Below are 21,144 nucleotides of genomic sequence, written 5' to 3' on the forward strand. Positions count from 1 at the left end.
CAAATTTCCGTTTGTATGCGGGTAAAACTAATTAACCGCCGCCGCAAAAAACACGACGGTTTTATATAAGTTGCTGTTTATACGATTTTAATTATTACATCTTCCGATTGTTACCGTTTACACAACCCCGTCAAAAGCGGGCACTGAGCCGGAGAGCCTCATGCACAAATTTACTAAAGCACTGGCCGCAATCAGCCTTGCTGCCGTTATGTCACAATCCGCTATCGCAGAGACAATGAAACTCGGTTTTCTGGTGAAGCAGCCGGAAGAACCCTGGTTCCAGACCGAATGGAAGTTCGCTGACAAAGCAGGCCAGGAGCTGGGCTTTGAGGTGATCAAAATTGCCGTGCCGGACGGCGAGAAAACCCTTAACGCCATCGACAGCCTGGCAGCCAGCGGTGCCAAAGGCTTCGTTATCTGCACCCCGGACCCGAAACTGGGTTCCGCGATTATGGCGAAGGCACGCAGCTACAACCTGAAAGTGATCGCGGTTGATGACCAGTTCGTGACCGCCAAAGGCAAACCGATGGATACCGTGCCGCTGGTGATGATGGCCGCGACCAAAATCGGCGAGCGTCAGGGGCAGGAGCTGTATAAGGAGATGCAGAAGCGCGGCTGGGATGTGAAAGACACCGCAGTAATGGCGATTACCGCTAACGAGCTTGATACGGCACGCCGTCGCACCGGTGGTTCAATGGACGCGCTGAAAGCGGCCGGATTCCCGGAAAAACAGATTTATCAGGTCCCCACCAAATCTAACGATATCCCCGGTGCGTTCGATGCCGGTAACTCGCTGCTGGTACAGCATCCTGAAGTGAAAAACTGGCTGATCGTCGGCATGAATGACAACACCGTGCTCGGCGGCGTGCGCGCAACAGAAGGCCAGGGCTTCAAGGCACCTAATGTTATCGGCATCGGTATCAACGGCGTGGATGCAGTCAGCGAACTGTCGAAAGGCCAGGCCACCGGCTTCTACGGCTCGCTGCTGCCAAGCCCGGACGTTCACGGCTACCGCAGTATCAAAATGCTGCATGACTGGGTGACCAACGGCGCGGAGCCGGCGAAGTTTACCGAAGTGACCGACGTGGTGCTGATCACCCGCGACAACTTCAAGGCCGAGCTGGCTAAGAAAGGGCTGATGTAATGCGTTGTTAGTGACAACGTCACTTGATGTGGGTCGATCGCTGCAACGGTCGGCCCACGGTCTGATTATTTGTATTACGGGACGTATAACGCCGTTGCCGTCCCACACCGTTTCAGGGGAGTGATATGACCAGAGAACCCGCTTATCTCAGCTTTCACGGCATTGGTAAAACCTTTCCCGGCGTGAAGGCACTGCAGGACATCAGCTTCGACTGCCATGCCGGAGAGGTCCATGCGTTGATGGGGGAAAATGGTGCCGGGAAATCAACGCTGTTGAAAATTCTCAGCGGCAGCTATCGCGCCAGCAGTGGAGAAATTCGCCTTAAGGGCCAGCCGGTCAACTTTCAGCACACCACCGATGCGCTGAATGCCGGAGTGGCGATTATTTATCAGGAACTGCATCTGATCCCGGAAATGACCGTGGCAGAGAATATTTTTCTGGGCCAGCTGCCGCAGCGCGGCGGGTTGGTCAATCATCGTCGCCTGCGTGCGGAGGCGGCAAAACAGTTGGCGGTGCTGGGGATGGATATCGACCCCGATATGCCGCTGAAATACCTCTCGCTGGGGCAATGGCAGATGGTCGAAATTGCCAAGGCGCTGACCCGCAACGCGCAGGTGATTGCGTTTGATGAACCGACCAGCTCGCTTTCCGCTCGTGAAATCGATCAGCTGTTCCGCGTCATTCGCCAGCTGCGCGCCGATGGCCGCGTGGTGCTGTACGTTTCACACCGCATGGAAGAGATCTTCGCCCTCAGCGATGCGATTACCGTTTTCAAGGACGGCCGCTACGTGCGTACCTTCAGCGATATGAGCACCTGCGACAACGAACAGCTGGTGCAGGCGATGGTCGGGCGCGATATCGGCGATATCTACGGCTACAGCCCGCGTCCGTGCGGCGAGGTGCGCCTGCGTCTGGATAACGTGCAGGCGAAAGGCGTGCGCAGCCCGGTCTCATTCAGCGTCCGTGCCGGTGAGATCGTCGGACTGTTTGGCCTGGTGGGTGCAGGGCGCAGCGAACTGATGAAGGGGCTGTTTGGTGCCACCCGGCTGACCGGCGGCGAGCTGTGGCTGGATGGTGAAAAACTCAACCTGCGCGAACCGGTTGAGGCGATCCGCGCCGGCATCATGCTCTGCCCGGAAGATCGCAAGGCCGACGGCATCATTCCGGTGCACTCGGTTCGCGACAACATCAACATCAGCGCCCGTCGCAATAACCTGACGGCAGGTTTTCTGATTGATAAAGCCTGGGAGTCGAAAAATGCCGGGCTGCATATCCGCTCGCTGAATATCAAAACCCCGACGGCGGACCAGCTGATTATGAATCTGTCCGGCGGCAACCAGCAGAAGGCGATCCTGGGCCGCTGGCTGTCGGAAGAGATGAAAGTGATCATGCTCGACGAGCCGACACGCGGCATCGACGTCGGTGCTAAAAACGAAATTTATCAGCTGATCTATGCGCTGGCCGAGCGCGGCATTGCCGTGCTGTTTGCCTCCAGCGATCTGCCGGAGGTGATGGGCCTGGCCGATCGCATTCTGGTGATGCGCGAAGGAGAGATTGCTGGCGAGCTGGCCCACGACGATGCCACCGAAGCGCTGACCCTCGGTCTGGCGATGCCTAAAACCGCTAAACCTGCCACCGCGGTGGCCTGATATGCAGGAGAAACCTATGTCTTCGACAACTTCAACGACCGCCCCGGCGGCACCGTCGCGCCTGAGCTTCGGGCGTATCTGGGATAACTTCGGCATGCTGGTGGTGTTTGCCGCGCTGTTCCTCGCCTGTATGGTCTTTGTGCCTAATTTCGCCAGTATTATCAATATGAAAGGGCTGGGACTGGCGATTTCGATGTCCGGAATGGTCGCGTGCGGCATGCTGTTCTGCCTGGCCTCCGGCGATTTCGACCTCTCCGTGGCATCGGTCATTGCCTGCGCCGGAGTGACCTGTGCGGTAGTCATCAACCTCAGCGAAAGCCTGTGGATCGGCGTCGGTGCCGGTCTGCTGCTCGGCGTGGCCTGCGGCTTCGTGAACGGTTTCGTCATCGCTAAGCTGAAAATCAACGCGCTGATTACCACCCTCGCAACCATGCAGATCGTGCGCGGTCTGGCCTATATCTTCTCCGATGGTAAAGCGGTAGGCATCGAAGATGAGCGCTTCTTCGCGCTGGGCTACGCCAGCTGGCTGGGCGTACCGGCACCGGTGTGGTTAACCATTATCACTCTTGCGCTGTTTGCCTTCCTGCTGAATAAAACCACCTTTGGCCGCAACACGCTGGCTATCGGCGGTAACGAAGAAGCCGCGCGTTTAGCCGGTGTGCCGGTGGTGCGCACGCGGATTATCATCTTTATCCTCTCCGGCCTGGTGTCGGCGGCGGCGGGGATTATCCTGGCGTCGCGCATGACCAGCGGCCAGCCGATGACCTCAATCGGCTATGAGCTGATTGTGATCTCCGCCTGCGTGCTGGGCGGTGTATCGCTGAAGGGCGGCATCGGTAAAATTTCCTATGTGGTGGCGGGGGTTCTGATTCTGGGTACGGTGGAAAACGCCATGAACTTATTGAATATATCGCCTTTCTCACAGTACGTCGTTCGCGGTTTGATATTGTTAGCAGCAGTGATTTTTGACCGCTACAAACAGAAAAATAAAGCAGCCTGATAAGGGGACGCGTTATGTATCATCGCCTGGCACCGGTCACACAATCTAACCCGCTGTTACCTGGTTATCAGTTCGGTGCCTGGCTGGTGGCCGGGCTGACGCCGATTAACGCCGACGGGCCGCTCGATTTCTTCGTCGACCGGCCGCACGGCATGAAAGGTTACATCCTCAACCTGACGGTGAAAGGGCGCGGACGCATTTTCGACGGCGATGCGGCCTTTGACTGTGAAGAGGGCGATCTGCTGCTGTTCCAGCCGAAAACCCCGCACTATTACGGCCGCTCGCCCGACAGCGACGCCTGGCATCACCGCTGGGTCTATTTCCGCCCCCGCGCCTACTGGAGCGACTGGCTGTCGTTTCAGGACGAGGTGCAGGGCGTGGGACGGCTGCACCTACCCGAGGCGCTGCGCGGGGAGTTCGACCGCCTGTTTGCCAGCATTGAAAACACCCACAACTCCGGGAGGCGCTTCGCCGAAGAGCTGGCGATGAACCTGCTGGAGCGCCTGCTGCTGCGGGCGGTAGAAGAAGATCCGCGCAGCCATCAGCAGGTTCGCGACTCGCGGGTGATTGAAGCCTGCCAGTATGTCACCAGCAACCTGGCGGCTGAGGTAAAAATTGAGGAAGTGGCTAAACACGTCTGCCTGTCGCCTTCGCGGCTGGCACACCTGTTCCGCGAGCAGATGGGGGTTAACCTGCTGCGATGGCGGGAAGATCAGCGGGTGATCCGCGCCAGACTGCTGCTGCAAACCACCCAGGAGCCGATTGCCAGCATTGGCCGGGAAGTGGGCTATGACGATCAGCTCTATTTCTCGCGGGTGTTCCGCAAACGGGTCGGCGTCAGCCCCAGCGATTTCCGCCGCCGCAGCCTGGATGCGCACGATGCGCTGGTCGCTCAGGAAACATGGTACGTACCACGGCGTGCTAATGAATAAGAATCAGAATGATTTCACCTTGTTCTCTCTGGGCCGATCGTCTTAAATCAATGGGTAACCAGAAGAGGGAAAGTGATGACTGATAAAATACGTGTAGGGCTGGTGGGCTATGGTTTCGCCAGTAAGACGTTTCATGCGCCGTTAATTGCCGGTACGGCAGAAATGGAGCTGGCCGCGGTTTCCAGCAGCGACGCCACAAAAGTCCACGCCGACTGGCCCTCGGTGCAGGTAGTTGCCGATCCTCAGGCGCTGTTTGACGATCCGACCATCCAGCTGATTGTGATCCCCACGCCGAACGATACCCACTTCCCGCTGGCGAAAGCCGCGCTGGATGCGGGTAAAAACGTGGTGGTGGATAAACCGTTTACCGTGACACTGTCGCAGGCGCGCGAGTTGGACGCGCTGGCCAAGGCAAAAGGTCTGCTGCTGTCGGTGTTCCACAACCGTCGCTGGGACAGTGATTTCCTGACCGTCAAGTCGCTGCTGGCCGACGGCACCCTGGGTGAAGTGCGCTATTTTGAGTCGCATTTTGACCGCTTCCGCCTGGAAGTGAAACAGCGCTGGCGCGAGCAGAAAGGCCCGGGCAGCGGCATCTGGTACGATCTGGGGCCGCATCTTATCGATCAGGCCCTGCAGCTGTTCGGTTCCCCGGTGGCGATTAACGTCGACACCACCGAGCTGCGCCCGGGCGCGCAAACCACCGACTACTTCCACGCTACGCTGATCTATCCGCAGCGCCGCGTCGTGCTGCATGGCAGCATGCTGGTGGCGGCGGAGTCCCCGCGCTATCAGATCCACGGTACACAGGGCAGCTACGTGAAGTATGGCCTCGATCCGCAGGAAGATGCGCTGAAAGCGGGGGCCCGCCCGCCGCAGGAAGACTGGGGATACGATATGCGTGACGGTGTGGTGACGCTGGTTAACGGGGATGTGCTGGCCGAGAAGACTCTGCTGACCATTCCAGGCAACTACCCCGCGTACTATGCGGCGATCCGTGATGCGCTGAACGGCGTGGGTGAGAACCCGGTGAAAGCCGAGGAGGCGATTCAGGTGATGGAACTGATCGAGCTGGGTCTGCAATCCGCAGAGAAGCGCCAGACTTTGTCGCTGAGATAATTCGCACAGCCGGGGATTCAACGGATTAGAAGTGTCGAACCACTGCCGCCGCCTGTTGGATCGCTATCCGTCATGCGGCGGCAGTTTTTTCTTAATCTACTGTCTTGAACATTAACCCGCGACGCGAGCCCGCACCGCGGCTTTTTCCGCCTCGCTCAGGAAGGCGATTTTCAGGCCGTTATCCTGCGCGGTGCGCATCTGCTGCTGGCTCAGACCGGCTGCCGGTGCGGCAATCTCATATTCATGACCAATTTCGATCCCCTGAACGGCCGGGTCGTCGGTATTGATGGTGGCCAGAATGCCGTGCTCAAGGAAGGCTTTCAGCGGATGGCTCGCCAGCGAGGCGACGGTGCTGGTCTGGATATTGGAGGTGAGGCAGGATTCAATACCGATGCCGTTCGCCGCCAGATAATCCATCAGTGCCCGATCTTCAATGGCCTTCACGCCGTGGCCGATACGCTCCGCTCCCAGCTCGCGAATCGCCTGCCAGATGCTTTCAGCACCGGCGGCTTCGCCCGCGTGGACGGTGATGCGCAAACCGGCATCACGCGCGCGGTTGAAGTGGCTGAGGAATTGATTACCCGGGAAGCCAAGTTCATCACCGGCCAGATCCAGCGCGGTAATGCCGTCGCGGTGTGCCAGCAGGGCATCCAGTTCGCGCAGGCAGGCCTGCTCGCCGAAGGTGCGGCTCATAATTCCGATCAGGCGGACGTCAATGTTGCGTGCGGCACAGCCTGCTTTCACACCGTCGATTACGGCTTCCACTACGCCTGCTACCGGCAGATTATGGGTCATCGCCATATAGCCCGGAGAGAAGCGCAGTTCGGCGTAGTGAATTCCGGCGCGCGCGGCATCTTCAACGTTTTCCTGCGCCACGCGGCGGCAGGCATCCAGCGAACCGAGAACCTTCACGCCCCAGTCGAGTTTATTCAGGAAGCTGACCAGATCCGGTTCGGTTTCGATGACCTGCACGTGCGGGCGCAGGGTTTCCAGCGTGCTGGCGGGCAGGGTGAGGTTAAATTCACGGCCTAAGTCGAGGATAGTTTGCGCGCGAATGTTGCCATCAAGGTGGCGATGAATATCGGTAAGGGGGAGCTGGCGGTCGATCATGGTCGGCACTCTTGAGGTGATGTAAAAGTGCAGAGCATTATAAAAACTAATTGCGCAACAGTACCAGTTATTTGCGCAAATGGGTGATTGGTTGGTGGTTAATTGGGCGGAATGCCGATAGTTGAGCATTGGCGCTGCGTTGTTTGCAAAGCCGGGAGTTAGCGCTGGCTGGCCGTGCCCCCGCTCGGGCGGTCCTCGCGCCGCTTCGCGGTTCCCTCACTTCGTACGTCAGCCTGTCGGACCGCCACAGACGGGCCGTCCTGGCCCGACCGTGACTTTCGGCCGCGTCCATGCGGCCGAATCCTGGCTTCCTTTCTGCGTTCGGCGCTGCGGATTGTCCGCTCGGGGGCACGGCCAGCCTGCTCTCAGAGTTTGGTGTGGTCTGAAATTTAAAGCTTTGTCGGTATGTTTTAGCTTTTGAATTTTATGTATTTTTATTGTGACAGTGTAACGAAAGAAGTGGTTTCTGATGATGGTTGGGTATTGGTGCTGCGTTGGTTGCAAATCCGGGTATTGCCGCTGGCTGGCTGTGCCCCCGTTCGGGCGGTCCTCGCGCCGCTTCGCGGTTCCCTCACTTCGTGCGTCAGCCCGTCGGACCGCCACAGACGGGCCGTCCTGGCCCGACCGTGACTTTCGTCCGCGTCCATGCGGCCGAATCCTGGCTTCCTTTCTGCGTTCAGCGCTGCGGATTGCCCGTTCGGGAGCACAGCCAGCCTGCTTTCAGAGTTTGGTGTTGCCTGAAAGCCAAAAAGCAAAAAGCGATGAAATTGTCGGAAAGGGACAGCCTCTGCTGCTGCGTAAGGGCATCCACAGCGCTGAGGTGAAGGCATTGAGCCAGGAGACGACAGCAGGGAAGCTGGCGTCAGGCCGGGTTTGAACAGGGACGTTCAATCCTGGCCGGTCCGAACGGCACAATGCCGTAACCGAAGGCACCGCACAGCGGCGCGAGGACCGCCCTGGAGCAGCAGCAGAGGCTGTCCCCCAAACACCATCCTCACAGCACCAGCCAAAAAAAACCGCCATCACAAGGATAGCGGTTCTGGATCACTACCGAATCACCGACTAAATCAGTTCTGCGGAACAACCTGCGGCTGAGCTTCAGGTGCAACCTGTTGCTGCTCTTCCGGCTGCGCCTGCGGTGCAATCTCATCTCCGCCGCCCAGCATATAACGCGACAGGAACTGCTCGAGCGGCATCTTCTCACCGTTCATTGTTACCTGGCCGGTAGCGTACTGCAGCGTGGTGAGAATATTATTATCCTTCTGGGTAGTCAGCTTAAACATCTGGCCCATCGCAGCCAGACCCTTAACCTGCTGATCGGCAAGCTTGGCGGCCTGATCCTTATCATACCCCTCGGTCATCGCCACGTGAGTCATCATCTCCGTCGCCATATCCATTGAAATCTGCAGCTTGCCGTCGAACGACTTCAGCACGTTATCCACCTGCTGGCCCACGGTCTGGGCTGGTGCCGTAGCCGCCGCCGGATCTTTAAACTGTACGGCAAGATTGAAGCTGCTCTCGCCTTTGTCATTGCTCCAGCTCAGTGGGGCAATACTCACCGACGGGTTACCTTTCAGCAGCAGCGGAAGATTCGCCGCTAGCAGCTCGCTAACGCGCTGCTGATAAAGCTCAGGATTGTTCTGGACGGTCGGATCGCCGGTCAGCGCCATCACCTGGTTGTTGTACTGAGTGGAGAACTGTTTCATCGCCTTGCCGTCGAAGTCGGCGAGTTTGATCAGCAGTTTACCGTGGCCGAAGTCCTGGCCCTGAAGCTTCAGGCTGTCGAGCGTGTAGTCGATCTGGCCGGAAACGTGATTATCCTTCGAATCAAAAGTTGACTTGCCGTTAAGATTCTCCAGTGTCAGCGCTTCTTTATCACTCACCGTCGCGCTGAGTTTTTTCAGCGTCAGATCCTGATCGCCGATGCGCAGTCCTTCCGGGCTGAGGCGGCTGTTCGCATCAAGCTTGAGGCCGTTAATGGTAAACAGTACCGGCATTTCCAGCTCGTTTTTACTGGCAATGGAAACGCTGTCGATATTGCCGTCAAACTTGACCGCATCACCTTTGTCATCCGCTGAAATCGACAGCGTACCGCCGTTGAAGGCAAAACGTTCACCGGTCTGAGCATTGCTGTAATCAGCCGGCAGCAGACGCACATCGGAATCGGTGCTGCCGCTGTAGCCAACGCGGGTTTCAACCTGAACGATGGACTGTCCCTTGGCAATTTCAAACAGCTTCTTCACCGGATCGGTGTTTTCCAGCTCGCTGTGAACGGAAGCCATGCTGGGTATGAGATTGAATTTTTTAAGCTGGGCAAGCGGGAAGGGACCGTGATCGATGGTCTCCTTCATGACGATGCTCTGGCCGGGTTTCAGAATTGAGTTGTCTTCGGTTTGTGAACTGGACTGAAGGATCAGACGCACGGTGCTGCTGAACAGGCCGCGCTGATAATCCTGATAGCTAAGCTGCAGGCGGCTTTCCGGTGCCGTATCGCGAATCTGCGCGTTCGCTTGCTGTACCAGCTGATCCATGTTTTTTTCCAGCTGCTTACCGGTAAGCCAGGCACCCCCGGTCCAGATAACGCCAAGGGCAACTACTACGCCGACGGCAATCTTGGTTTTTTTCATCTGTAAGTCGTCCTTTTTTGATTCACGAACGCCGGTTAACCTCTTCAAACCCTGCAGGCAACATAATGGCGAATAAAAAACGCCTTACGGCGTTTTTGTGGAATAACTTCAATAATATTAGCAATTATGGCTGGATACGTCAGCCGCAATTAGCCAGATCGTTAAATGCCCGCGCAACGCGACCGCTTCCACTCAGGGTAATCGGCGATTCACTGGCGGCAATAAACGCTGACTCGCCCGGCTTCAGCGTCAACTGCTGTTTGCCGTTGTCCAGTACCGCTTCGCCTTCGATGCAGAAAATAATGGCCGCGCTCTGCTGCTCAACGCTCAGCGGTTCTGCGCTAAGGGTGTGGATGGCGAAAGCAAAATCTTCAACCGGAATAGGGAAGGTCTGCGTATTTCCCTGCTGAACCGGCACCGTCAGCAGCGTATCGGCAGGTTTTTCGACGAATTTAAGATTGGCAAGCAGTTCGGGAATATCGATGTATTTTGGTGTCAGTCCGGCACGAAGAACGTTATCGGAGTTAGCCATAATCTCCAGCGCTACGCCGTTGAGATAGGCGTGCGGCGTTTCAGCGAACAGGAACATCGCCTGGCCCGGCTGCAGTTCAATCACGTTCAACAGCAGCGGGGAAAATAATCCGCTATCGTCGGGATAAACTTCCGCGATGCTGCTGATGGTTTGCCACGGTTCGCCCGCGTTGGCGTTTAACTGCTCACGCAGAATATCCAGCGCCCGCGCCTTAACTTCACCTTCCATCGACAGCAGGCTGGCAAACAGGTCGGACAGATTAGCGGCGTCCGGTGCGTGGATAAATTTCTCAATTGCCGGGTGCGCAGTGGATACCGGAAGCAGCAGGGCGGCAATTTCCTTCAGCGGACGGAAGCCGTTGATCGCCTGGAACGGGGTCAGCGCATAAACCAGTTCGGGCTTGTGGTTGTCATCTTTATAGTTGCGGTTAGCAGCATCGATCGGGATACCCGCCGCGTTTTCGCGGGCAAAGCCTTCAACTGCGGCGGATTTGCTTGGGTGAACCTGGATAGACAGCGGCTGATCGGCGCACAGCACCTTAAACAGGAAAGGCAGCTCATTAAAACGCCTGGTGACGGCTTCACCCAGCAGGCCGGTTTTATCCTCGGCGATGACATCGCGCAGCGAACGCGGGGCATTATCAACGATAATCTGTGAAGAACTCTTCGGATGGGCACCCATCCACAGCTCCGCCATCGGCTGCTGCGATGGGTTTTCGATACCGTACAGCTCCGTCAGCGCCGTTTTACTTCCCCAGGCATAATTTTGCAGCGAATTGATTAATTTTTGCATGATGTTTCCCTGTTAAACCCTGTTCAGGTAGCTAATTGCCGATAGTAATACCCAAAGAATACCCTGGAAGACAATCCGAAAAATCCTCTTTAAAACAATCGGAGTGCAATAAACGCGAATGAGTCGCATAATGTTAAATAGTTGTATGTAAATATATGGCCCGCAGTGACTGGCTACCGGTTTCTAAAAACGGGCCATTTAAATCATATGTTTGTGCTAAAGGAGAGAGAGGAATGGCAGCCCACCGCATTGAAAAAGACTCAATGGGACCTATCGAAGTACCGGCTGATAAACTTTGGGGCGCGCAGACCCAACGTTCACTGGAACACTTTCGCATTTCAACGGAAAAAATGCCTGTCGAGCTGGTCTATGCTCTGGCGCTGACCAAACGCGCCGCAGCCAAGGTTAACAGCGATCTCGGCCTGCTGCCGGGTGAACGTGCTGGCGCTATCATCAGCGCGGCGGATGAAGTGCTCGCCGACAAGCACACGGCTGAATTCCCCCTCGCCATTTGGCAGACCGGTTCCGGTACGCAAACCAATATGAACATGAACGAAGTGCTCGCCAACCGCGCCAGTGAAATTCTTGGCGGTGAGCGCGGCATGTCTCGTCTGGTCCACCCGAACGATGATGTGAACAAGAGCCAGAGCTCTAACGACGTCTTCCCGACGGCGATGCACGTGGCGGCGGTTGTTGCAGTGCAGGAACATCTGCTGCCGCAGCTGAAAGTGCTGCAAAAGACGCTGAATGATAAGGCTGAAGCCTATAAAGACATCGTCAAAATTGGTCGTACGCATTTGCAGGACGCCACGCCGCTGACGCTGGGCCAGGAAATTTCAGGCTGGGTTGCCATGCTGGCACACAGCCTGAAGCATATCGAACAGAGTATCCCTCATGTGGCCGAGCTGGCGCTGGGCGGCACCGCCGTGGGCACCGGCCTGAATACCCACCCGGAATACGCGGTTCGCGTGGCGAAAGAACTGGCTGATTTGACTAAACAGCCGTTTGTGACTGCGCCAAACAAATTTGAATCGCTGGCAACCTGTGATGCGCTGGTACACGCGCACGGTGCGCTGAAGGGCCTGGCAGCTTCGCTGATGAAGATTGCTAACGACGTGCGCTGGCTCTCTTCCGGCCCGCGCTGTGGTATCGGCGAGATTGCTATTCCTGAAAACGAGCCGGGCAGTTCAATCATGCCGGGCAAAGTGAATCCGACCCAGTGTGAAGCGCTGACTATGTTGTGTTGCCAGGTGATGGGCAACGATGTGGCGCTGAATATCGGCGGCGCGTCCGGTAACTTCGAGCTGAACGTTTACCGCCCAATGGTGATCCATAACTTCCTGCAGTCGGTACGCCTGCTGGCAGACGGCATGGACAGCTTTAACCACCACTGCGCGGTCGGTATTGAGCCGAACCGTGACCGCATTACCCAGCTGCTGAACGAGTCGCTGATGCTGGTTACCGCATTAAATACCCATATTGGCTACGATAAAGCGGCTGAAATCGCCAAGAAAGCGCATAAAGAAGGGCTGACGCTGAAAGGCTCTGCGCTGAAACTGGGCTATCTGACCGAGGAAGAGTTCGATGCCTGGGTGCGTCCGGAAGAGATGGTTGGCAGCATGAAAGTCTGATCCTTCCCGTACTACCTGAAGACTAAGCCAGGCTGATGCCTGGCTTTTTTTGTGCTTCTATCTGCTTAAGGGTATCAGGCAAGCCGATCGGTATACAGATGCAGCCGTGGGATCAGCATAAACAGAGGCTGCGCCAGCGGTTTGTGGCGATGATTCACGTTATCCGCGTCGTAGTTAAGCAATTCGCCCAGCACCGGCACACTGGCTGTATCCTTACACAGCACGATTAACGGCGAAGGGCAGGCCAGCTGGGTCTGCTTCTGGCTGCTGCTGTTCCAGACTCTGGCGATAGGCTGCACCTTGACCGGCCGTTTAATCTTCAGGCGCGCGCTATCGGGCAGGGATTTGATCGATTCTATCTCCTGTGCCACTTTTTCAGCCCACTGTTCGCGGCTCCACGGTGCCTGCGCCCGGCCGGCATTGAGGCTTTTTTGCAGTTTCTCCAGTATTTCATCGCGGCTGACGTTTTTAATAATATGCTTGTTGGCCCAGCCGAATCGCACCGAATCAGGATTATCCAGCAGCACCAGCGAGCGATAGGCGTTGAGGGTAATCAATCCGCGCTGGTGGGTATGAACGAATTCGAATCGCTCTTCGCTCGGCAGCCCGGACTCGACGGTAATGATCTGCTCCAGCTGTTTTTTTAGCGTGTTTATTCGTTCAACCTGCTGCTGGAGAAGGGGAGATTGCTCTTTGTCGACCTGCAGGCAGATAGCGCCGGGCAGGCGAACGGCCGATTTGGTACTGATTTTTTCAGACTGGTGCTGCATAAATAGCCGTGAAAAATGCGCCAGAGCAAGTTGTAATGCGGACTGGCCCACGCGTTGCTCAACGCTAATCTGCGTAAGCGGGTCACTCTCTTTGCCTTTCTCAACAGCAGGCAATTCAAATACCCTGGCCGCCAGCAGCCGCAGGGAAAGGATGTGTTGTTGCAGGAGGTCGAGTTCAGACTCCAGCTCAGCGACGCAGTGGTGCAACCGATCTACGGCATGATAAAGGCTCATTCCATTCCCCATTAGTTACAACATACTAATGATAATAATGATTACTGGTGCTCAATTCAACACCAGTGTGCGTTTTATTCAGGCAGAAAGGGACAAGGTAAATAACGTTTAGCGTTGATTGGTTAAGCAGTCTGATCGCGCGATGTCCGGGGGAAAAAAACGGGCCACGCTGATTGCATTGGCCCGAGAGGGTGAATAAATCAAAGTTTTTTATTGTGCAGTCGGCTACCTACCAGTATCGACAGCAGCAGCATTGCAGAAATAAATACGGTGATCCCGCTCCAGCCAAAACTATGCCAGAACACGCCGCCTAACGTGCCCGCGACGCTGGAACCAAGGTAGTAGCTGAACAGATAAAGCGATGAGGCCTGGCCCTTGGCACGGCGTGCACGCATGCCAATCCATCCGCTGGCAACGGAGTGTGCCGCAAAGAATCCGGCGGTAAACAACATCATGCCGGGCAAGATCAGCCAGACGCTGCTGAATAATGTGATCAGCAGACCGCTCAGCATCACCAGCGTTGAAACTAACAGGACCGGTGACCGGCCATACTTCGCTGTCATCGCACCGGCTTTGGGCGAACTCCAGGAACCGGTGAGATACACAACGGATAGCAGACCAACAACAGCCTGGCTAAGTGAATAAGGGGGTGCCAACAGACGATAGCCAATGTAGTTAAACAGCGTGACGAAAGACCCCATAAGCAGAAAACCTTCGGCAAATAACAACGGCAAACCGCTGTCACGCCAGTGAAGGCGGAAGTTAATGGCCAGACTGCGTGGTTTCAGCGACGCCGGGCGAAAATGGCGTGAGTCGGGCAGAATTTTCCAGAACATAACGGCGGAAGCCAGCGCAAAACAGCCGATGACGGCAACCGCCACGCGCCAGCTGCTGTAATCAGTGATCACACCGCTTAACAGACGGCCGCTCATGCCGCCGATGGAATTACCGCTGATGTAGAGGCCCATCGAAAAAGCGACAACCGCCGGGTTCATCTCTTCACTGAGATAGGTCATCCCTACCGCTGCAACACCGCTTAATGACAGGCCGGTGAGCGCGCGCATCAGCAGAATTCCGTGCCAGCTGGTCATGGTGGACGAAAGCAGAGAGAAAATGGCCGCCAGCATCAGCGACGTGACCATCACAGATTTACGGCCCAGCGCATCAGAGAGCGGGCCGGTAAACAGCATGCCCAGCGCGAGGAAACCGGTAGAAATAGAGAGCGAAATGCTGCTACTGGCAGGGGAGACGCCGAATTCATGCGACAGCACCGGCAGTATCGGTTGTACACAGTAGAGCAGGGCGAAGGTGGCCAGTCCGGCGGAAAACAGGGCCAGCGTGACACGCATAAACTGCGGCGATCCGCGATTAATATACGCATTGCCATTGGAATAATCAGACGGGGTGCGGTTAACGGGCTCTTCAAGCGTAACGGCGTGGGTTGAGCGATTCACTTCAGGTTCCTTAGCGGGGATGGCTTAGTCTCTCCATGGAAAAGATAAGAAAAACCTATTATGATGTCTAATATATTAATAATCTCAAATGATATATTTAACATATGAATATTGAACTTCGTCATCTGCGTTACTTTATTGCCGTTGCTGAAGAACTGCACTTTGGCCGCGCGGCGCAGCGGTTGAATATCTCGCAGCCGCCGCTCAGTCAGCAGATTCAGATTCTGGAGCAGGAAATCGGCGCACGTCTGTTTGCCAGAACCAATCGCAGTGTGCGTCTGACGGCAGCTGGCCAGCAGTTTTTGCTGGATGCCCGCCTAATACTGCAAAACGTTGCTCAGGCCGCTGATAAAGCGGCCCGCTTACATCGTGGTGATGAGGGTGAGCTGCGAATTGGTTTTACCTCTTCTGCCCCTTTTATCAGCGTGGTGTCCGATGCGTTGTTCACCTTTCGTCAGCGTTTTCCCGCCGTTCACCTGCAAATGCAGGAGATCAACACGCGTCAGCAGCTGGCACCGCTGATCGATGGTCGGCTGGATCTGGGGGTGATGCGTAATACACCGTTACCGGAAACGCTGGATCATCAGCTGATCCTGGAGGAACCGATGTATGCGCTGGTTCATCGCGACCATCTGCTGGCCGGTAGACAAACCATCAGCGTTCGCGAACTGGCTAATGAGCCATTTGTTTTTTTCGATCCCCAGGTCGGAACGGCCCTCTATACGGAAATTTTAACCCTGCTACATCACTACCAGATTGAGCCGAATATTGCCCAGGAAGTGGGAGAAGCGATGACCATTATCGGGCTGGTTTCCACCGGGCTTGGTGTGTCCATTTTGCCTGCATCTTTCCGCCGCGTTCGGCTGGCGGATGTCGTTTGGATTCCCTTGCAGGAAGTGGATGCTCTGTCACAGGTCTGGCTGGTTTGGTCACGCCTGCGGGAGCGACCGGCCGTCATGTCAGCCATGATGTCGCTGCTGCTTCCTGCGCATTAAATCGTGGAAAACATAAGCGCTATTCTGCTGTTTATGTGCTGCGAATCACATATCGAATCAAATATTTGACCTTGTGTGCGAAGTGTTTCACCATGGGCAGTATGCTTTATTTTGAAGCGTGAAAATAAGCGGGAGCTGGGGTGTGATTGCGGACAATCAGCCTGGTCATATCGACCAGATTAAACAGACCAATGCCGGTGCGGTCTATCGGCTTATCGACCGGTTTGGCCCTATTTCGCGTATCGAGCTATCCAAAAAAGCGCAGCTGGCTCCAGCCAGTATTACCAAGATTGTTCGTGAAATGCTGGAAGCGCACCTGGTTAAAGAAACTGAATTCCAGGAACCCGGTAGCCGGGGGCGTCCCGCCGTTGGTCTGGTGCTGGACACGGAAGCCTGGCATTTTCTCGCCGTACGTATTGGCAACGGTGAGATAACCATCGCGCTGCGAGATCTGAGCAGCAAAATGGTGGTTGAACAGCAATTTGCGCTGCCGACCGCCGATCCCGAGCCGCTTCTTCAGCGCATTATTCAGCTGATCGATCAATTCTTTGTGATCCACCAGAGCCGTCTGGAACGGCTGACGGCTATTGCTATTACCTTACCGGGCAGAGTTAACGGCCAGGCGGGTATCGTGCATCGCATGCCGTTTTATCAGGTCGATGACATGCCGCTGGGGCCGGAGCTGGAGCTGAGAACCGGGCTGCCGGTCTACATCCAGCACGATATCTGCGCCTGGACCATGGCTGAGTCACTGTTTGGGGCGTCGCGCGATGCCAGCGATGTTTTGCAAGTGGTTATCGATCATAACGTTGGTGCCGGGGTGATCACCGGCGGCAGACTGCTGCACGGCGGTGGCGCCACGCTCGTTGAGATAGGGCATACCCAGGTCGACCCCTGGGGCAAACTTTGCTACTGCGGCAATCACGGCTGTCTGGAAACCGTGGCCAGTACGGAAAGCATGCTCGAACTGGCCGCGCAGCGTATGCAGGCATCAATGAGCTCTTCGCTGCACAATCAGCCGCTTTCGATTGAAAACCTGTGTGATGCCGCACTGAGCGGCGATCAGCTGGCCTGCGACATTATCACCGGTGTCGGTGGCAGTATTGGACGTATTCTGGCCATTATGGTCAACCTGTTCCATCCGCAAAAAGTGTTGATAGGTTCGCCGCTTAATCGCGCACACCCGATTTTATTCCCGGCGATTAACGCCTGCATTCAGCAACAGTCGCTACCTGACTATGGCGCAACGCTGTCCGTGGAGCCGACCGAGTTCCTGAACCAGGGAACGATGCCCGGTGCGGCACTGGTGAAGGATGCGCTCTACAATGGCTCGCTGCTGATCAAATTACTGCAGGGATAACGAATCCACTAAATATTGCGCCAACGCAATCTTCACCACCAGGCGCTGGCCTACAATTTTCGCTCCATTACTTCCCAAAAGTTTATCTGTGGGCCAGACATGGCCTGCTGGAGCCGTTTATGTATAAACGTTTATTTGTTACCGGAACCGATACTGAAGTCGGTAAAACGGTGGTGTCACGAGGGTTGTTGCAAACGCTGGCGGTGGGCGATAAGCATGCCGTTGGCTACAAACCGGTAGCCAAAAGTAGTCAGCAAACCGAAGAGGGGCCGAGAAATAAAGATGCCCTGGTATTGCAGGCCTCTTCTTCACTTCAACTGCCTTATCAGGCCATTAACCCGGTAACTCTGCTTGATGATGAAATCAGCACCAGCCTGCAGTCGTTTAGCTATGCCACATTAAGTAGCGGGCTGCATGCGCTGGATGAGCAGGCCGACCATATTGTCATTGAGGGAACCGGCGGTTGGCGCAGTCTGATGAGCGACAGACGTCCGCTATCGGATTGGGTGGTGCAGGAACAGATGCCCGTCGTTCTGGTGGTTGGCATCAAACTGGGCTGTATCAGCCACGCTTTACTGACCGCACAGGCGATACTGAACGACGGGCTACCTTTGCTGGGCTGGGTGGCTAACCGAATTAATCCAGGCCTTGCGCACTACGCAGAAATTATCAACGTCTTACAGGACAAGATCCCCGCACCGTTGTTGGGCGAGCTTCCTTATTTACCACGTGCAGAAACCCGCGATCTGTCGCGCTATTTCGATCTCTCTCCCCTGAACTTATAAGCCAGATAACGTGGGCGAACCGCTTAAAGAGTTCGCCCCGGCTATACTCTTCTTTGAATCCATGCCGCAAAAAGCCATTGTTTTCGTTTACTATCCTGACGGGATGTTGTTTTAATTATCGTGATTTCGCGCGCGGAACTAATCAAAACACTGAAACTTATGTGACGTTGTCACCAGCTAAAGCGCACAATCCGAAAACTCCACGACAAGATTTGGTACACACTTAGCAGGGAAGCAACGAAAAGGAATCCCATGTCAGAAAATACAATTAACGCCGTAACCCGGCGTCACTGGGTGCTGATTGCCTGCATGCTGTCGATGTTTATGGCTGCCATTGAGGTCACCATTGTCGCCACGGCGATGCCCACGATCATCACTGAACTGGGTGGCTTTTCGCAGTTTGGCTGGGTTTTCTCTATTTATCTGCTGACCCAGGCGGTCACCGTACCCATCTATGGCCGCCTTGCCGATATGTGGGGCCGCAAGCGCGTGTTTTTTATCGGTGCCGGACTGTTCCTGCTGGGCTCGATACTCTGCGGGTTTGCCAGAAGCATGGGCTGGCTGATCCTGTTCCGCGCCTTCCAGGGGCTGGGGGCCGGGGCTATTATGCCGCTGACCTCAACCATTATCGCCGACGTTTATCCACCAAAAGAGCGTGCAGGCGTGCAGGGCTGGCTTTCCAGCGTGTGGGGCGTAGCGGCGATTGTCGGGCCACTGACCGGTGCCTGGCTGGTACAGCACTTTAACTGGGCGCTGGTTTTCTGGGTTAATGTGCCAATTGGTATCATTTCGATGCTGCTGCTGGTGCGTTTTTTCCCGGAAAGCCGGGAAAAAACCGATAGGCGTATCAATTTCACCGGCAGCTGTTGGTTGATGCTGACCGTTACCGCGCTATTAACCGCACTGTTACAGGCCGAGTCGCTTGGCTACTGGACGCTGGTATTAAGCGCCGTTGCGCTGCTGGCCGGATGGGGACTGTTGCGCCACGAACGTTACTCTGGCGAGCCTCTGTTTCCCCTGGCTATCTGGCGCACCCGAACGCTGCTGGCGGGTAACGTTGGCAACCTGCTGATCGGTGCGGCGATGATGGGGATCAGTGCATTCCTTCCCACCTGGATTCAGGGCGTTAACGGCGGTACACCGCTACAGGCAGGGAGTGCACTGGCGATGATGTCGATTGGCTGGCCGCTGGCCAGTACGCTAAGCGGCAGGCTGATGCAGCACACCTCTTACCGATTTACCGCTCAGCTGGGTTCGCTGTTGCTGATAGCGGGTACGGCGATGCTACTGATTTTGCATCGCGAAAGCCCGGTATGGTATGCCGGATTATCCGCCTTCGTCATCGGTACGGGAATGGGGATGACCAGCACCACCTTCCTGATTGCAGTGCAGAACACGGCGCAGTTTGAGATCCGCGGGATTTGTACCGCTTCGGTGATGTTCAGCCGCATGTTAGGCTCAGCGCTGGGCACGGCGCTAATGGGGGCGGTGCTGAACTACAACCTGATGCTGCGCCTGCCGCAATATAGCGATCCGGTGCAGCAGGTGATGTCACCCGCCGGGCGCGAGCAGCTCAAACCCGCGAACCTGGATCTGATGCTGACGGAAATCGCCCACTCGCTGCACTGGGTGTTTGTGGTGTCACTGATTATTGCGTTTGGCAGCCTGCTGATGTCGCGACTGGTGCCGGTACAAAAGCCACATTAGGAAGGGAACCGCTGACCAGGCTAATGCCTCAGGTCAGCGGTAAAGGGATTACTGAGCAGGTGCGTCCTGGGAGGTTCCCGCGCTGGCCGGAACATTGTTATCGCTGTCGTTACCGTTACGCTTATAGACGATTTTTTGCGTATCGCTCTCGCAGTGCCCAACAACCTGACCACCAGCCTGCTCGGCCTGATCGTTAGGGACGATATCCAGCGAGAAACCGGATTCTGGCACGCCGTTATTGATGATCTTCTGGCTAATATCAGCCTTGACGCTTTCGCAAGATGCCTGAACGGCCAGCGGGCTGGCAACGAGCAGGGCGGTTAATATCCACTTAGAACCTTTCATCATTTCATCCTTTTGCGTGAGAACAGCGGTAATTATAAGCCAAAAAATTGCCCATCAACGTGAAACGCTGTCAGCCCCATAGCGATGCACTTTTAATTATGGGGCGTTTCTTTCCACATTCCGTTGGCGAACAGAGAAATGACCGGGCTTACGGCGCAACCGGGCGTCCGGTACGACGATCCAGGCAGCGCAGCGTATTAGGTTCCCAGTAGGCGTTCACATTCAGGCTTTTTTCGCAGCCGTCGCGGGTGTCGAAGGCGCGATCGACTTTATCGAACTCTTTCTCAACGCGGTTGTTCACTTTGCCACGCAGGCGATGAGTATCATCCCACTGTTCTTTCTCCTGACGAGCCTGCTCTTTACTCAACGAGTTATCGCCGTTTTCAATCACCAGACGGTCAGTGCGCGCCATTGCGCTGTGCTGTACGGAAAACAGTGCCGCCAGTAGAACCAGTGGTAGGGTGGTGCGGGTCAGACGTTGTTGTAGTGATTTCATCAAAGGTTTCCTTTCTTTACAGACGCGAAGCGAAGAGAACTGCTGCGCAGATATTGCCAATAAGTATATCATCAGCGCCGAAGTGCTCACCAGCGACCCGGTGTGTTCATTGAGGATTCGGAGAGATTTACACGTATGTTGATCACTACGTTACTGTTTTTTGCCACCGCGCTGGCTGAAATCATTGGCTGTTTCTTACCCTGGCTTTGGTTAAAAAAAGGCGGCTCCCCGTGGCTGCTGCTGCCCGCTGCGCTAAGTTTGATGATTTTCGTCTGGCTGTTAACTCTGCATCCGGAGGCGAGCGGGCGCGTCTATGCTGCCTACGGTGGCGTGTATGTTGTGACGGCGCTGGTCTGGCTGCGGGTGGTGGACGGTATAAAGCTCAGTACATGGGACTGGGTTGGGGCCGCGGTGGCCTTCTGCGGAATGCTGATTATCGTGGCGGGATGGGGAAAAACCATTTAG

At 55.8% G+C, this 21,144-nt stretch carries 18 protein-coding genes; 11 read left to right on the forward strand and 7 right to left on the reverse strand.

The window, feature by feature from the left end; all coding sequences use genetic code 11:
- Positions 1 to 160: 160 nt before the first annotated feature.
- The 5 genes from IBT46_RS05680 (at position 161) to IBT46_RS05700 (ending at position 5,841) form a co-directional block, all read left to right on the forward strand.
- A complete protein-coding gene (locus tag IBT46_RS05680) occupies positions 161 to 1,144 on the forward strand; it encodes an arabinose ABC transporter substrate-binding protein (protein WP_105595514.1) in 984 nt (327 codons plus the stop codon).
- Between the two features lie 125 nt (positions 1,145 to 1,269).
- The gene (araG, locus tag IBT46_RS05685) at positions 1,270 to 2,793 is read left to right on the forward strand and encodes an L-arabinose ABC transporter ATP-binding protein AraG (protein ID WP_200544746.1); all 1,524 of its coding nucleotides are present in this window, start codon (positions 1,270 to 1,272) and stop codon (positions 2,791 to 2,793) included.
- 16 nt (positions 2,794 to 2,809) lie between these two features.
- Entirely contained in the window at positions 2,810 to 3,793 is a 984-nt protein-coding gene (gene araH, locus IBT46_RS05690; protein ID WP_200544747.1) for an L-arabinose ABC transporter permease AraH, read from the forward strand.
- A gap of 14 nt (positions 3,794 to 3,807) precedes the next feature.
- Positions 3,808 to 4,725, forward strand: a complete 918-nt coding sequence (araC, locus tag IBT46_RS05695; protein WP_105595511.1) for an arabinose operon transcriptional regulator AraC — start codon at positions 3,808 to 3,810, stop codon at positions 4,723 to 4,725.
- Between the two features lie 75 nt (positions 4,726 to 4,800).
- A complete protein-coding gene (locus IBT46_RS05700; protein ID WP_105595510.1) occupies positions 4,801 to 5,841 on the forward strand; it encodes an oxidoreductase in 1,041 nt (346 codons plus the stop codon).
- A 111-nt stretch (positions 5,842 to 5,952) separates the two neighbouring features.
- Here IBT46_RS05700 and add read toward each other — a convergent pair whose 3' ends face one another.
- The 3 genes from add to manA form a co-directional block, all read right to left on the reverse strand.
- Positions 5,953 to 6,951 carry an adenosine deaminase gene (add, locus tag IBT46_RS05705; RefSeq protein ID WP_200544748.1) on the reverse strand — a complete coding sequence of 333 codons (999 nt, stop codon included), beginning with the start codon at positions 6,949 to 6,951 and terminating at the stop codon, positions 5,953 to 5,955.
- 1,067 nt (positions 6,952 to 8,018) lie between these two features.
- Positions 8,019 to 9,578, reverse strand: a complete 1,560-nt coding sequence (locus IBT46_RS05710; protein WP_200544749.1) for a YdgA family protein — start codon at positions 9,576 to 9,578, stop codon at positions 8,019 to 8,021.
- Positions 9,579 to 9,717: 139 nt separating this feature from the next.
- Entirely contained in the window at positions 9,718 to 10,902 is a 1,185-nt protein-coding gene (manA, locus tag IBT46_RS05715) for a mannose-6-phosphate isomerase (RefSeq protein WP_200544750.1), read from the reverse strand.
- Between the two features lie 233 nt (positions 10,903 to 11,135).
- Here manA and fumC point away from each other — a divergent pair, with 233 nt between their 5' ends.
- A complete protein-coding gene (gene fumC, locus IBT46_RS05720) occupies positions 11,136 to 12,533 on the forward strand; it encodes a class II fumarate hydratase (RefSeq protein WP_105595505.1) in 1,398 nt (465 codons plus the stop codon).
- A 74-nt stretch (positions 12,534 to 12,607) separates the two neighbouring features.
- Here fumC and tus read toward each other — a convergent pair whose 3' ends face one another.
- Both tus and IBT46_RS05730 read right to left on the reverse strand, forming a co-directional pair.
- Positions 12,608 to 13,537, reverse strand: coding sequence for a DNA replication terminus site-binding protein (tus, locus tag IBT46_RS05725; RefSeq protein ID WP_200544751.1), 930 nt, complete (start codon positions 13,535 to 13,537; stop codon positions 12,608 to 12,610).
- A 200-nt stretch (positions 13,538 to 13,737) separates the two neighbouring features.
- Entirely contained in the window at positions 13,738 to 14,991 is a 1,254-nt protein-coding gene (locus IBT46_RS05730; RefSeq protein ID WP_200544752.1) for an MFS transporter, read from the reverse strand.
- A 104-nt stretch (positions 14,992 to 15,095) separates the two neighbouring features.
- On the opposite strand from IBT46_RS05730, the gene IBT46_RS05735 reads away from it, so the two are divergent.
- The 4 genes from IBT46_RS05735 (at position 15,096) to IBT46_RS05750 (ending at position 19,838) form a co-directional block, all read left to right on the forward strand.
- Positions 15,096 to 15,986 (forward strand): LysR family transcriptional regulator, encoded by an 891-nt coding sequence (locus IBT46_RS05735; protein WP_105595502.1) that lies wholly within the window; start codon positions 15,096 to 15,098, stop codon positions 15,984 to 15,986.
- A gap of 142 nt (positions 15,987 to 16,128) precedes the next feature.
- A complete protein-coding gene (locus IBT46_RS05740; protein ID WP_200544754.1) occupies positions 16,129 to 17,346 on the forward strand; it encodes an ROK family protein in 1,218 nt (405 codons plus the stop codon).
- Between the two features lie 119 nt (positions 17,347 to 17,465).
- On the forward strand, positions 17,466 to 18,131 hold the full coding sequence (bioD, locus tag IBT46_RS05745) for a dethiobiotin synthase (protein ID WP_105595500.1): 666 nt from the start codon (positions 17,466 to 17,468) through the stop codon (positions 18,129 to 18,131).
- A gap of 252 nt (positions 18,132 to 18,383) precedes the next feature.
- Positions 18,384 to 19,838 carry an MDR family MFS transporter gene (locus tag IBT46_RS05750; protein ID WP_200544756.1) on the forward strand — a complete coding sequence of 485 codons (1,455 nt, stop codon included), beginning with the start codon at positions 18,384 to 18,386 and terminating at the stop codon, positions 19,836 to 19,838.
- A 48-nt stretch (positions 19,839 to 19,886) separates the two neighbouring features.
- Here the strand turns inward: IBT46_RS05750 and IBT46_RS05755 are convergent, their stop codons facing one another.
- Both IBT46_RS05755 and IBT46_RS05760 read right to left on the reverse strand, forming a co-directional pair.
- A complete protein-coding gene (locus IBT46_RS05755; RefSeq protein ID WP_370569394.1) occupies positions 19,887 to 20,186 on the reverse strand; it encodes a DUF1161 domain-containing protein in 300 nt (99 codons plus the stop codon).
- Positions 20,187 to 20,331: 145 nt separating this feature from the next.
- Positions 20,332 to 20,679, reverse strand: a complete 348-nt coding sequence (locus tag IBT46_RS05760; RefSeq protein ID WP_105595497.1) for a DUF1283 family protein — start codon at positions 20,677 to 20,679, stop codon at positions 20,332 to 20,334.
- Between the two features lie 135 nt (positions 20,680 to 20,814).
- Here IBT46_RS05760 and IBT46_RS05765 point away from each other — a divergent pair, with 135 nt between their 5' ends.
- The gene (locus tag IBT46_RS05765) at positions 20,815 to 21,144 is read left to right on the forward strand and encodes a YnfA family protein (RefSeq protein ID WP_200544758.1); all 330 of its coding nucleotides are present in this window, start codon (positions 20,815 to 20,817) and stop codon (positions 21,142 to 21,144) included.

Origin of the sequence: Erwinia sp. S38, assembly GCF_016624545.1 — a bacterium.
In the GTDB taxonomy this organism is placed as follows: Bacteria; Pseudomonadota; Gammaproteobacteria; order Enterobacterales; family Enterobacteriaceae; genus Erwinia; species Erwinia coffeiphila.

What these genes read in the sequence shown, in the direction of transcription:
- araH (WP_200544747.1), top strand. Translation starts at nt 2,810, where the DNA reads ATGTCTTCGACAACTTCAACGACCGCCCCGGCGGCACCGTCGCGCCTG.
- IBT46_RS05760 (WP_105595497.1), bottom strand. Translation starts at nt 20,679, where the DNA reads ATGAAATCACTACAACAACGTCTGACCCGCACCACCCTACCACTGGTT.
- bioD (WP_105595500.1), top strand. Translation starts at nt 17,466, where the DNA reads ATGTATAAACGTTTATTTGTTACCGGAACCGATACTGAAGTCGGTAAA.
- fumC (WP_105595505.1), top strand. Translation starts at nt 11,136, where the DNA reads ATGGCAGCCCACCGCATTGAAAAAGACTCAATGGGACCTATCGAAGTA.
- IBT46_RS05710 (WP_200544749.1), bottom strand. Translation starts at nt 9,578, where the DNA reads ATGAAAAAAACCAAGATTGCCGTCGGCGTAGTAGTTGCCCTTGGCGTT.
- manA (WP_200544750.1), bottom strand. Translation starts at nt 10,902, where the DNA reads ATGCAAAAATTAATCAATTCGCTGCAAAATTATGCCTGGGGAAGTAAA.
- IBT46_RS05680 (WP_105595514.1), top strand. Translation starts at nt 161, where the DNA reads ATGCACAAATTTACTAAAGCACTGGCCGCAATCAGCCTTGCTGCCGTT.
- tus (WP_200544751.1), bottom strand. Translation starts at nt 13,537, where the DNA reads ATGAGCCTTTATCATGCCGTAGATCGGTTGCACCACTGCGTCGCTGAG.
- IBT46_RS05700 (WP_105595510.1), top strand. Translation starts at nt 4,801, where the DNA reads ATGACTGATAAAATACGTGTAGGGCTGGTGGGCTATGGTTTCGCCAGT.
- IBT46_RS05750 (WP_200544756.1), top strand. Translation starts at nt 18,384, where the DNA reads ATGTCAGAAAATACAATTAACGCCGTAACCCGGCGTCACTGGGTGCTG.
- IBT46_RS05765 (WP_200544758.1), top strand. Translation starts at nt 20,815, where the DNA reads ATGTTGATCACTACGTTACTGTTTTTTGCCACCGCGCTGGCTGAAATC.
- IBT46_RS05755 (WP_370569394.1), bottom strand. Translation starts at nt 20,186, where the DNA reads ATGATGAAAGGTTCTAAGTGGATATTAACCGCCCTGCTCGTTGCCAGC.
- araC (WP_105595511.1), top strand. Translation starts at nt 3,808, where the DNA reads ATGTATCATCGCCTGGCACCGGTCACACAATCTAACCCGCTGTTACCT.
- IBT46_RS05735 (WP_105595502.1), top strand. Translation starts at nt 15,096, where the DNA reads ATGAATATTGAACTTCGTCATCTGCGTTACTTTATTGCCGTTGCTGAA.
- add (WP_200544748.1), bottom strand. Translation starts at nt 6,951, where the DNA reads ATGATCGACCGCCAGCTCCCCCTTACCGATATTCATCGCCACCTTGAT.
- araG (WP_200544746.1), top strand. Translation starts at nt 1,270, where the DNA reads ATGACCAGAGAACCCGCTTATCTCAGCTTTCACGGCATTGGTAAAACC.